The following is a 12,189-nucleotide window of genomic DNA, read 5'->3' as shown; positions in this document are numbered from 1 at the left end:
GTTTTTATTATCTTTATTTTGCATTTACTTTGCGTATTTATGAGCGGAGGTCAGGCCGCGGGCTGACCGTAAAGAACGTGCGGGGTGGATGCCGGGGACCTTTTCCCGGCTTTTCTGCGACCATGACGCTTAGAGATATCCCGCAAGGGAAACACCTGAAGCCAGCCTCTGAGAACGGCTATTGCCTGACAATTATCGAGGGTAAGTCTTTACTTACTGACGTTTCTGATGATGCCCTGACATCAGGGCCTGTCAGCGATGTTTTCTCCATGAGACCGGGTATTATCGCTGTTAAGTAAGTGAGTGTTTACATCCATTCTGTTTGCCGGTTTGGGCAGAATGATGTTCAGTATAATCGCCAGTAAACCGCCTCTGGTCACGGCATTCTGCATCAGTGTCCGGGCAAATGCCGGTAGCTGCTTAATAATATCCGGCTGCGCTTCAATGCCCAGGCCGACCCCGAAAGCAATGGCAATAATCAGCATACCGCGGCTGTCAATCGGTTCATGACCCGGATACCGGCAGCGATAACATGACCAAACATCACCAGTGTAGCGCCGCCCAGTACCGGTCCGGGCAGCTGTTCCAGCAGGTGACTGAACTCCGGGAACAGACCCGGCACGATAAATATTCCGCCAATCCGGAAGCCGGCATAACGGCTTGCGACCCGGGTCATCTGTATGACGCCGTTATTCTGTGCAAAGGTGGTGCAGGGGAAGGTACTGAATATGGCTGCCAGCAGGCAGCTAATGCCATCTCCCAGAATGCCGCCTTTCATCCGTTGTTCAAACTCAGGACCAGTCAGTGGCTGTTGTGACAACACACAGTTAGCGGTCAGGTCTCCTGCCGCTTCAATAATCGAAATAAACGACACCAGGGCGACAGGAATAAATAAGCTCAGGGTAAAGTCCAGCCCGAACCGGAAAGGCACCGGTAATGTCAGTAAGGGACCTCCGGGGGCAAAATGCGGATGGAAAGAACCGGTCAGCCAGGCGGCCACACTGCCAGCCGCAATACCAGTAATAATACCCGACAGCCTGATCCACGGTGAACGGCTGCAATTCATGATGACAATCACCGCCAGGGTCAGAGCACCTAAACCAAGATTCGAGGGTGCCCCGAAATCGGCAGCACCCAACCCGCCTCCCCAGTCGCTGATACTGACCCTGATCAGACTGATACCAATCAGAACAATCACGCTGCCGGTGACCAGAGGGCTGAGCAGACAGGACAAGCGGTGGATAAAACGGCTGACGAGCAACGGGATAATTGCCGCGACCAGATTACAACCAAAGATCATGGTCAGTATCTGATCAGGGGTGCCTCCCTGTCATCATCGCCGTTCAGTGGTACTGTCAGGTCAGGGACAGAAAATTGTCTGTGGCGCGGATGAAACAACAGATTCATCATTGATCTGTTTGCTGCTAATTGGTTCATTCACAGGGGCGATGCACCATAAAAGAACTGTTCGGGTAGTATCAGGACCTGCGGGGGGCTTAAGCGCGGAGGCTGGCTACAGGGCAGAGACAGAGAGGTTGTGTCTGGTGCGTCGCGGGGGGATTCCGTCCGGCAGGAAAATGCCCTTCCTGGCGGAAGGGCTGAGCATCATCAGAAATTGATAACGGTACGGATAGATTTACCTTCATGCATCAGATCAAATGCCTGGTTAATTTTATCCAGCGTCATGGTATGGGTAACGAAAGGTGCCAGCTCAATGTCACCTTTCATTGAGTCTTCTACCATCCCCGGTAACTGGGAACGGCCTTTGACACCACCGAATGCGGAACCTTTCCATACACGTCCGGTGACCAGCTGGAACGGACGGGTGGAAATTTCCTGACCGGCACCGGCTACCCCGATAATGACAGACTGTCCCCAGCCACGGTGAGCACTCTCGAGGGCAGCCCGCATGACATTGACATTGCCGATACATTCAAAGGTATGATCGACGCCCCATTTGGTCATCTCAATAATGACCTGCTGCACAGGCTTATCATAGTCATTCGGGTTGATAAAGTCGGTGGCACCGAACTGTTTTGCCAGTTCGAATTTGTCCGGATTAGTATCAATAGCAATAATACGCCCGGCTTTTGCCTGACGAGCACCCTGCACTGCAGCCAGGCCGATACCGCCCAGACCAAAGATAGCCACAGAATCCCCGGCCTGTACTTTAGCCGTGTTATGTACCGCGCCTATGCCAGTGGTCACCCCACAGCCCAGCAGACAGACATGTTCGTGGTTCGCTTCCGGGTTAATCTTAGCCAGTGAGACTTCAGCCACTACGGTATATTCGCTGAAGGTTGAACACCCCATATAGTGATACAGAGGCTGACCATTATAGGAAAAACGTGATGTTCCGTCCGGCATCACTCCTTTGCCCTGGGTTTCGCGTACCGCGACACACAGGTTAGTTTTACCGGATTTACAGAAGTCACACTCTCCGCATTCTGTTGTATACAGGGGGATAACGTGATCACCCACATTGACACTGGTTACACCTTCACCCAGTTCGACGACCACACCGGCCCCTTCATGGCCCAGGACCACAGGGAACAGGCCTTCAGGATCATCGCCTGACAGGGTAAAAGCATCGGTATGACAAACGCCGCTATGGGTAATTTTGATTAACACCTCACCCTTTTTAGGCGGAGCGACATCAATCTCGACGATTTCCAGCGGTTTTCCCGGCCCGAAAGCGACCGCAGCACGTGATTTCATAGTGAGTTTCCTTTGTTCAGCGGAGGATCTGGTTACTTAAGATAAGCGCGAACCAGCCCGATCGTATCGTTAACTGAGGTATTGAGCTGCCGGCTATCGGTTTCACTCCCCTCAAACGTTTCTCTGATATGGCTTTCCAGAACTTCGGCCATCAGACCATTGACTGCACCACGTACCGCAGCGATTTGCTGCAATATTGCACGGCATTCATGCCCGTCATCCAGCGCTTTTTCGAGGGCATCAATCTGCCCGCGGATGCGTCTGACACGGGTCAGGGTTTTCTTTTTTGCTTCAGGGGTACTTGGCATCGTACATTTCTCACTCAGGTGATGGCGACTAATATACTATATGGGAGTATAGTATTGGAAGGGGTGTTAATATTTTTTCGTACCGGCGGGTGGCCTCAGGCAACAAAAAAACCTGTGGAATGGCCGGTGCCGGAACGCTAAACCATATGATTTAAATAACGATTTTAATTGCGGTGAATTACCCGCAACATTATCGCGCTGCCGCTCGGGACTGGTATCTGGCAGGGCGGAACCCGGCACGGGCCATAATCCGTGACTGCACAGAATTTTATTGCCGGCAGATAACCTAAAAACATAGTCTGTTCAGGCATTGTAATTTACACTGCGCGCTGCAAAAATTGGGCAGATAAACGAGTGAACAGGCGGTAATAGCGATGAACGGAACGATCACAACCTGGTTTAAAGATAAAGGCTTTGGATTTATCAAAGATGAAAACGGCGATAACCGTTATTTTCATGTGATTAAAGTCGCCAACCCGGAGCTGATTAAGAAAGATGCGGCAGTGACTTTTGAGCCGACCACCAATAATAAAGGCCTGTCTGCTTTTTCGGTAAAAGTGATCCCTGACAGCAAATATATCTATATTGCCGGAGAGCGTCTGAAGCTGACCGCAATTAAATCGTTTGTGGTATACAGTGAGGAAGTGCCTGTCGATGCGGGTATCGATAAAGAAAATACAGTACTGTCGGTGGGGGCACTGATGAACAGCATCCGGCCAAAATCGTCAGCCACCTCCGGCGGAATGCGTTCACTGAAAAAACTGGCGATCACCACTTTCCAGGGAACAACTCTGATCTTTTCTGAAGATGAAATTGATATCGACTATACGGTTAAGTTACTTAAGGTTCGATAAGTATCGTACTGTCCGGCGTCAGCGCCCTGCAGTATAAGTCTGTGGCGCTATCCTGATGTAAAAAGGGGGGAATGGCAGAGAATCAGATCCCCTATTTACCTTCACATCTTAAAAAATGCCTCTCGCTTTTATCGTTTCAACTTCCATACAGTCTCTCCTTGTTAATGCTAATGCATGCGTACCTTAGCATTAAGTTATTCAGACAGAGTGGCATTTAAGCAAGTGAAATGCAGCGGCGCACTCCCCATAACGTCTTATTGCATGTACGATAACCAAAGTCTCTGTGTTCGCTTATCGGGACCGGTAAGTTAAATTGCAACAGGACTACCATGATTGAAAAAAGTAGCGAGGAAAAGCTACTCAGTGCGCTGGCATGTCAGAGATCAGAACTGAAATCGATCGTATCGATCGTCAGGTAATCTCATTACCTGGTGAACGATATGAATTTGTTAAAGCAGCATCCCGATTTGACGCCATGGCTGAAATAATGCAGAGCCCGGGCTGAAGAACAGGGGTTAAGCTCAGACCTTATAGAAAAAATTTATAAGCAGATTGTTAACTGGTTTATCTCAGAAGAAATAAAGCACCGGGAAGAAACTCAACCTGATTTAACGTAAATCCTTCTTTTCCTTTATCACAGAGAGTGCGTAATGTCTTACAGTCTTGGGGTGTTAGCCGGCATGGGGCCTCGTTCCACAGCGCCTTTTATTGATATGCTGGTCGATGAGTGCCAAAAGCAATACGGGGCCAGATTCGATATCGACTATCCAAAAATGCATATTATTTCCTTGCCGACTCCTTTTTTCCCTAACCGTGTGATTGATGATGCCGCAATGTCCGCGGCATTGCGCGATGGCACTAGCAATCTGGTAAACGCCGGGGTCAATTTGATCGTGGTTCCCTGTAATATGGCACACTGCTACTTTAATGAAATGCAGGAGGCCAGCGGCGGTATTCCTGTCCTGCACATTGCCGACTGCGCACTTGAATGCCTGCCGTCCGAAACGGAGAACATCGCCGTGATTGCTACTGAGGCTACGCTTGATGCGGGTTTTTATCAGCAGCGTTTACATCTGATGGGAAAGCACTGTGTAGCTTCTGACCCATTACGTGCTATCACTACACATTTGATAGCGCTGATTAAGCAAAACGGATTTACCTGTCCTGAAGTGATAACGCAGTGGCGAAACCTGACTTCTCTGGCGCAGGAAGCTGGCGCCCAGGGGCTGATTATTGCCTGTACTGACATCAGCCCATTACTTAAAAGCCATCCTCAGCAGCATCTGTCAATTGTTGATACTGCATCAAGTCTGGCTGAAGCGACCATTCGCAGTTTTGCTAAGGCGAGGTCAGCTCAGTCGCTGCATGCACCATCATGTCTTTAACAGGAACAAGAAAATATGTTATCTGTTCAATTTTTTGCGCCATTTTTTAGATAAAAAGAACAGAGCATTGAAGGTTTATCGATTTCCCGGAAGCAGATCTTTGATTTTACCCACGTAATGTCGACATAGCCCTAAGCGGGTTTCTGGTGTTCAGAGGGTTCGGGGCTGAGACCGCCACAGGCACTGTGACGACGCCAGCGATTGTAATCACACCCGATATAATTAAATGCCGTTTCCCGCATTATTTCCTGACTGACCAGGCATTCACCCCGGATACCTTCGGCTTTCAGCCAGTTGACGCTTAAGGCGGGCAATTTCAACAGATGTTTCCTGCTCACGCCGGGAAGATGAATGGGCACTCTTTAGTGTGCTGCGTCTGGCATAGCGCTGAGATTCATACAGGCTGAGCTCACGTGCTGTGGCCACAATGCCGATAGGTTCAGCGAGTTTCAGGGCTTCATCGCGTAATCCGGATGTGTACTGTTTACGGGTGAGATCAGATCAAGTCTCAGGGAAGAGGCGAGTGTGCCGGACCCGCTTTTATGGATCAGCGGTGCGCAGAAAGCAAAAAACCCGCCAGAGGCGGGTTTTTCAGAATAGTGGTGCCCGAACTCGGAATCGAACCAAGGACACGGGGATTTTCAATCCCCTGCTCTACCGACTGAGCTATTCGGGCAACGGGGCGCATTAAACCGTAATGGCCCTGATGCGTCAACTCTTTTTACTGCAGGAAATGCTAAAATCGCACTGACTGATTGCTTTATATACGAAAACGGCTATTTTACTGACTTTTACTTTACTATCGCCACGGATAGATGCGCTGACGGGCAGATATTCTGCCGGGGAATCCCGATTAATGTCTTTGCACAGGCTTTTTACCTGACAGTGATCACGTCTGTACCTATATGATTAATTATCAGCAAATAACTGACCGGAAAGCTTGAGTAGTCAGGCATTCGACGGCTGTGTGATCATGCAGATCGTTATATGGTCAGCCATTCAGGCAATACTCTGATGTGCTCTGCACCGGGAACCTCTCATCAGGCCGCCCCGGATTTTACCAGACAGGCAGCAGCTTGTTTTATCATGGAACCTGCGGGTTTGTTACTGCATCGCTGGCAAGCGGGGGAGGATATGGTGACCCATTATTTACCGGCAGGCAATTATGACAGGCCCGGGCCTTGATTGATTAAGGGTACCAGAGCGGCCTGAAGATAACAGCCCTGGCAAGCGGTGGTCAGCTGAGAGCACCGTTCTGGCGGCACAATGCCACTTGCAGAATATCTTCTGCCAGCCGGCGGGCGGTGGCAATATCCTGAAGATTACGTTTAACCAGTAGTTTACTCAGACAACCCTCCAGCACCAGTTCCAGCTGGTCGGTGACCATCGTCGGATTATCCAGTTCCAGGGCGGTTAGCTGCCGGTGGGTATATTGCCAGGAGGCCTGTTTTTGTTGCTCTGCCACCTGATGTATCGGGTGGTGTGGCGCCGGGTAAATACTGCAGGCAGCAATAAACAGACAGCCCGGGAAACGGCCACGGCGGACATGTTCCTCAAGCAAAGTGTAACGCATCAGTAATTTCTGGCTGCTGGTCAGTGCTTCGTCCTGTGTTATCCGTTCGCGCCATTCGCTGATCTGCCGGCCGTGAAAGTCGAGGGCATCGCGTAATAACAGCTCTTCAGAGGTCTGTTCAGGGAGTTCTGCTCCCCGGGCCTGTAATTGCTGTTTCAGGTTGCCGGCGGCCGCCAGGCCCTGTTGTTCCAGTAAAAGTAATACCTGCTCAAGTATCTGTTCCTGCGACACATTAACCTCCGTAAATGCAGCACCGGCCACTGCCGGCGCATCTAGATGATGTTATTCAGCGCGAAGCTTCTGTAAATGTGCCAGAAATTCTCCGGCATTCATATATCCGGTGACCCGTGAGTCCGGGATTTCATTACCGCGGGCATTAAAAAACAGCAGGGTCGGGAGCCCCAGCACGTTCAGTTGAGTCAGCAGCGCATTATCCTGTGCGGTATTGGCAGTAACGTTTGCCTGTACCAGCTGATATTGTGCAAACTCCTGCCGGACTTGCGGGTCTGTAAAGGTGTATTTCTCGAATTCTTTACAGGCAACACACCAGTCGGCATAAAGATCAACCATTGTGATTTTGCCCTGTGCCTGACTCAGCTGTTGTTGCAGACCGGCAATGTTGCTGATGTTGTGGAATACAGGAGACTGATCTCCGCTGTTATTAGTCGGCGCGGCAGAAAATGCCCAGTCCTGTAGCGGACGCGCCGCGACTAATGCCAGCAGTAGCCATAAAATTTGTAATATCCGTACCCAGCCTTTCGGACTTCTCAGACTCAGGGCAAAAGCCCAGCCAAAAAAGGCTACACCCAGCAGACTCCATAGCCGTAGCCCCCAGACGTCCCCGACAATACGTTCAATCAGAAAGACCGGTAACGCCAGAATAACAAAGCCAAAACCTTCTTTGACTGACTGCATCCACGGGCCGCTCTTAGGCAACAGTTTATTGCCAAACAGGGTGACGATAATTAACGGCAGCCCCATACCCAGGGCATATAAATACAGGGTCCCGCCACCGGCCAGCATATTACCGCTCTGTGCGATATACAGCAGAATTGCGCTAAGAGGTGCGGTGGTGCAGGGGGAGCAAATTAAACCGGCTACGGCCCCCATCAGAAATACGCCGCCGGCAGAGCCGCTTTTTTGCCGGTTACTGAATAGCGCCAGCCGTGTCTGCAGTGATGCCGGCAGTTGCAAAGAGAACAGGCCAAACATTGATAATGCCAGCAGGATAAAAACGGCAGAGAGTGTCAGCAGTACCAGCGGACTCTGTAATGCGGCCTGAAAACGTAATCCGGCGGCGGCCACAATAATGCCCATCAGCGTATAAGTGACCGCCATACCCTGCACATAAATGAAGGCCAGCAGCAGTATACGTGATGCAGAGATATCGCGACGGCCACCGAGGATAATTGCCGAAATTAACGGATACATCGGCAAAACACAGGGAGTGAAGGCAATACCAATACCGATCAATAGAGCCCAGAACGGAGAAAACGGCAGGCGTGACGAAGGTATACCGGCCCCGGAAGCCGTGGCCGGGACACTGGCGGCAGGCTCAGGGGAGGGGCTGTCCGCCGTGATTTGTGACAGGGGAATTTCCCGGGTTTCCGGCGGATAACAGAACCCTGCTGCTGCACAACCCTGGTAGCTGACTTTCAGGCTGGCTGCCGGCCCGGTACTCTTCAGTATCACCGGAACTTGCAGGTCTTCGGGGAAGATCTGGCTTTTACCAAAAAACTCATCTTCATGAGGCTGGCCCTGTGGCAGATCTATGCTGGCAATAGTCGCGTTGGCCGCAACGATACTGATTTGCTGGCGGTACAGGTAATAGCCGGACTTTACCTGCCACTTCAGCAGGACGCGGTTGTTATTCTGGCTAAAGTCAAAGCCAAAGGCCTGATTCACCGTAACAAAGCGAGGTGATGAGCCATTATCGAATAAGGCAGCCTGCGTCTGCAGGCTGAATAATGTAACTGCCAGAAAAATCAGGCGAGTGAGGCGTGCAACCATGACAAGTATTCACTATCTCCGTGTTGAACAGGGATCACCAGTAATTCAGGGACATCATAAGGATGGGCCTGTTTCAGCAGTGACAGTAAGTCCTGTTGATGTTCCGTATCACTTTTGAAGATCAACTGTACTTCTTCGGAACATTCCAACTGGTCCTGCCAGGTGTACATCGAGGTCACGCCCGGCAGGAGATTAACGCAAGCGGCAAGCTTACGGCGGATGGCCAGTCGGGCCAGGGCGGTCGCCGTAGCCTTGTCGGGGGCAGAACATAACACAATAATGGCAGAACAAGGATTCATTGCTCACTCCTGAGTCAGGGGGGCATGATAGCATTTTTTTTCAGCAGCAACAGAAGACAGAGGGTAACAGAAATATTCAGAAAAGAGCTGAACGGTGACAGGATAGGGCCTGATGCACTGGCATCAGGCCGCGGGGGATTACTGGTTATCTTCCGTATAACGTCTGGCTTTATATACCGGGTGCATCAGGTTTTCGACTGAAAAAATATCATCCAGCTGAGCATTGGTCAGCAGACCTCGTTCCAGCACAACTTCACGGACACTTTTTCCGGTTTCAGCACAAATTTTACCGACAATATCGCCGTTATGGTGACCGATATAAGGGTTCAGATACGTCACGATCCCGATGGAGCTGAATACATAAGACTCACAAATCTGCTGGTTAGCGCTAATGCCGGTAACGCATTTTTCCAGTAAATTGAAGCAGGCATTGCTGAGAATGGAAATGGATTCAAAAACAGCCTGACCAATTACCGGCTCCATCACATTCAGCTGCAGCTGACCGGCTTCGGCAGCCATTGTGACGGTGGTGTCGTTGCCTATGACTTTAAAACACACCTGGTTAACGACTTCAGGGATCACCGGGTTGACCTTGGCTGGCATGATCGATGATCCGGCCTGTAACTGCGGTAAATTAATTTCATTCAGACCAGCACGAGGGCCGGAGGAGAGCAGACGCAGATCATTACAGATTTTAGACAGTTTAACGGCCAGCCGTTTCAGTGACGAATGCACCATAACGTAGGCACCACAGTCTGAGGTCGCCTCAATCAGGTCTTCGGCAGCAACCACCGGTAACCGGCTGACTTCGGCCAGATATTTCACTGCCAGTGGCTGATAACCGTCCGGGGTGTTCAGCCGTGTGCCAATAGCGGTTGCGCCGAGGTTAACTTCCAGCAACAGTTCGGCAGTACGCATAATGCTGCGGGTCTCTTCTTTCAGCAGCACGCTGAATGCGTGAAACTCCTGACCGAGGGTCATAGGGACCGCATCCTGAAGCTGGGTACGCCCCATTTTCAGGACAGTCTGGAATTCTTCGGCTTTACGCTGAAAACCCTCAGACAGTGCATTGATAGCATCGACCAGCTTCAGCAGTGAATTATACACAGCAATACGGAAGCCTGTCGGGTAAGCATCATTGGTCGACTGACACATATTGACGTGGTCATTCGGGTTAAGATATTGATATTCGCCTTTATTATGTCCCATCAGTTCCAGACCAATATTGGCCAGCACTTCATTGGTGTTCATATTGACAGAGGTACCGGCACCGCCCTGATAGACATCGACCGGGAACTGGTCCATACAGGTACCGTTATTCAGTACTTCATCACAGGCTTTAATCAGTGTTTCTGCAATATGACGCGGGATGGTCTGCAGATCCCTGTTAGCCATGGCTGCTGCTTTTTTCACCATCACCATGCCGCGAACAAACTCTGGTATGTCACTGATTTTACTGCTACTGATATAGAAATTTTCTATTGCGCGTAGCGTGTGAATTCCATAATAAGCATCCGCCGGAACCTCGCGCATACCGAGCAGGTCTTCTTCGATACGAATGTTGTTAACCATGATAACCTTCTTATTGTGCTTTCTTACTAAAGCTGTGTGCCGCAGAGAGTGTGAGTATTTATTGTGTACCACTGATACCGGAATTTTATCTGTATATCAGTTCATCCGCACGATGATATTCTGTTTACAGAAAAAATAAGCAACACAGATCACTTTATAGTCACTTGTTTATAACATAACCGCTAAAAACAGCCGCCGGCTGTAAATGACTGCAGGCCGGTAAAGCGTACAGACTCACGGAGAGTTAGTTATAACGAATTTACCGGCAATGGTTGAAATCACTTTTTGTTATACCCATCTATCAAACTATCATCCTGAGGATGTTATTGATTTTTCAGCCCTGCTGTAGCACGGGCGTTACTTACAGGAGACCGCCGTGCGCTGGTTACCGTTTATTTTCTTTTTCCTGCTTGCCTGGGTAGAAATTTCACTGTTTATCCAGGTAGCCCATGTTATTGGTGTATTACTGACGCTGATACTGGTGATCTTTACCTCTGCTATCGGCATTTCGCTGGTGAAAAATCAGGGCGTGAAGAATTTTATGTTGTTACAGGAGAAGCTGGCCCGTCACGAAAATCCGGCCGCCGAAATGACCAAAAGTGTGTCATTAATCATTGCCGGATTTTTACTGGTCCTGCCGGGCTTCTTTACTGATTTCCTGGGATTGTTGCTGTTGTTGCCGCCGGTACAAAAACATCTGACCCTCAAAGTGATGCCTTACCTGAAAGTCTGGCGCGGCGGAGGAGCGGCGGCGAATGACGGCGGTTTTACCGTTGAAGGCGAGTTTGAACGTAAAAACCAGCATGTGATCGAACATAAAGATGATCACTCTTCAGATAACCGTTAGGCTCTGGCTTTGGTCCCGCAGGTGGGGGGGCTGGATTTGAACGGTTTTTTCGGGGGCGGCGGAATGCCGCCCTTTTTGTTACGGTTACAGATAAATTCAGCATTTTATGGTGTCCCGAAGGCCAGTTATGCCCATAATGCGGCAGACTGTTCTGCAATCTCATGGGAAACAGTGATTGTTATCCAAATTAAAAAAATTATTTTTTTTACCCTTGAAAGGTTCTTCCCCTGACCCTATCTCTGGTTGCATGAAGCCGATGCCTGAACGGCCGGTATTCAACCTAAATAAACCAGTGACTGGGCATTTCAAAGGAGAGCTATCAAAATGACTATTCGTCCATTGCACGATCGCGTTATCGTCAAGCGTAAAGAAGTAGAAGCTAAATCTGCTGGCGGCATCGTTCTGACCGGTTCTGCTGCGGGGAAATCTACCCGTGGTGAAGTGCTGGCCGTAGGCAATGGCCGCATTCTTGAAAGCGGCGAAGTTAAACCACTGGACGTGAAAGTGGGTGATGTCGTTATTTTCAACGAAGGTTACGGCGCTAAAACTGAGAAAATTGATAACCAGGAAGTGCTGATCATTTCAGAAAACGACATCCTGGCCGTGGTAACCGAGTAATCCGG

Annotated in this window: 12 protein-coding genes, 1 tRNA gene and 2 pseudogenes; 4 read left to right on the top strand and 11 right to left on the bottom strand. The window is 49.9% G+C overall.

What is annotated here, in order from left to right:
* Nucleotides 1–242: 242 nt before the first annotated feature.
* From JK198_RS16785 to frmR, 4 genes are all read right to left on the bottom strand, one after another.
* Entirely contained in the window at nt 243–485 is a 243-nt protein-coding gene (locus tag JK198_RS16785) for a hypothetical protein (protein WP_249213271.1), read from the bottom strand.
* Nucleotides 479–1,300, bottom strand: coding sequence for a solute carrier family 23 protein (locus tag JK198_RS05680; protein ID WP_249213270.1), 822 nt, complete (start codon nt 1,298–1,300; stop codon nt 479–481). Before JK198_RS05680 ends, JK198_RS16785 begins: the two co-directional genes overlap by 7 nt.
* 308 nt (nt 1,301–1,608) lie before the next feature.
* Complete coding sequence (locus JK198_RS05675; RefSeq protein WP_212710265.1) at nt 1,609–2,718, bottom strand: S-(hydroxymethyl)glutathione dehydrogenase/class III alcohol dehydrogenase; 1,110 nt, start codon at nt 2,716–2,718, stop codon at nt 1,609–1,611.
* Between the two features lie 32 nt (nt 2,719–2,750).
* Nucleotides 2,751–3,026, bottom strand: coding sequence for a formaldehyde-responsive transcriptional repressor FrmR (frmR, locus tag JK198_RS05670; RefSeq protein ID WP_212707458.1), 276 nt, complete (start codon nt 3,024–3,026; stop codon nt 2,751–2,753).
* Between the two features lie 368 nt (nt 3,027–3,394).
* Here frmR and JK198_RS05665 point away from each other — a divergent pair, with 368 nt between their 5' ends.
* Both JK198_RS05665 and JK198_RS05660 read left to right on the top strand, forming a co-directional pair.
* Nucleotides 3,395–3,880 carry a cold shock domain-containing protein gene (locus tag JK198_RS05665; RefSeq protein WP_212707563.1) on the top strand — a complete coding sequence of 162 codons (486 nt, stop codon included), beginning with the start codon at nt 3,395–3,397 and terminating at the stop codon, nt 3,878–3,880.
* A gap of 650 nt (nt 3,881–4,530) precedes the next feature.
* A complete protein-coding gene (locus JK198_RS05660) occupies nt 4,531–5,265 on the top strand; it encodes an aspartate/glutamate racemase family protein (RefSeq protein WP_212710264.1) in 735 nt (244 codons plus the stop codon).
* 131 nt (nt 5,266–5,396) lie between these two features.
* On the opposite strand, the pseudogene JK198_RS05655 reads toward JK198_RS05660, so the two are convergent.
* The 7 genes and pseudogenes from JK198_RS05655 to aspA form a co-directional block, all read right to left on the bottom strand.
* Nucleotides 5,397–5,555: pseudogene (locus JK198_RS05655) on the bottom strand (IS3 family transposase); the annotation flags it as partial.
* Nucleotides 5,551–5,754: pseudogene (locus JK198_RS05650) on the bottom strand (IS3 family transposase); the annotation flags it as partial. The pseudogenes JK198_RS05650 and JK198_RS05655, both read right to left, overlap by 5 nt.
* A 111-nt stretch (nt 5,755–5,865) precedes the next feature.
* A tRNA-Phe gene (locus tag JK198_RS05645) sits at nt 5,866–5,941 on the bottom strand.
* 561 nt (nt 5,942–6,502) lie between these two features.
* Nucleotides 6,503–7,069: a transcriptional regulator gene (locus tag JK198_RS05640; RefSeq protein WP_212707447.1), complete on the bottom strand. Its 567-nt coding sequence runs from the start codon at nt 7,067–7,069 to the stop codon at nt 6,503–6,505.
* A 51-nt stretch (nt 7,070–7,120) separates the two neighbouring features.
* A complete protein-coding gene (locus tag JK198_RS05635; RefSeq protein ID WP_212710263.1) occupies nt 7,121–8,848 on the bottom strand; it encodes a protein-disulfide reductase DsbD in 1,728 nt (575 codons plus the stop codon).
* The gene (cutA, locus tag JK198_RS05630; RefSeq protein ID WP_212707445.1) at nt 8,824–9,147 is read right to left on the bottom strand and encodes a divalent cation tolerance protein CutA; all 324 of its coding nucleotides are present in this window, start codon (nt 9,145–9,147) and stop codon (nt 8,824–8,826) included. The genes JK198_RS05635 and cutA overlap by 25 nt, the downstream gene beginning before the upstream one ends.
* Before the next feature lie 138 nt (nt 9,148–9,285).
* Nucleotides 9,286–10,719 carry an aspartate ammonia-lyase gene (gene aspA, locus JK198_RS05625; protein WP_212707444.1) on the bottom strand — a complete coding sequence of 478 codons (1,434 nt, stop codon included), beginning with the start codon at nt 10,717–10,719 and terminating at the stop codon, nt 9,286–9,288.
* 376 nt (nt 10,720–11,095) lie between these two features.
* Here aspA and JK198_RS05620 point away from each other — a divergent pair, with 376 nt between their 5' ends.
* Both JK198_RS05620 and JK198_RS05615 read left to right on the top strand, forming a co-directional pair.
* On the top strand, nt 11,096–11,566 hold the full coding sequence (locus JK198_RS05620; RefSeq protein WP_212707443.1) for an FxsA family protein: 471 nt from the start codon (nt 11,096–11,098) through the stop codon (nt 11,564–11,566).
* A gap of 324 nt (nt 11,567–11,890) precedes the next feature.
* Complete coding sequence (locus JK198_RS05615; protein ID WP_025901066.1) at nt 11,891–12,184, top strand: co-chaperone GroES; 294 nt, start codon at nt 11,891–11,893, stop codon at nt 12,182–12,184.
* Nucleotides 12,185–12,189 lie beyond the last annotated feature (5 nt).

It is taken from the genome of Tatumella sp. JGM91 (assembly GCF_018257575.1).
Taxonomy (GTDB): domain Bacteria; phylum Pseudomonadota; class Gammaproteobacteria; order Enterobacterales; family Enterobacteriaceae; genus Tatumella; species Tatumella punctata.
The sequence above is the reverse complement of the archived record's forward strand: the minus strand, read 5'-3'. Positions and strand labels throughout refer to the sequence as shown.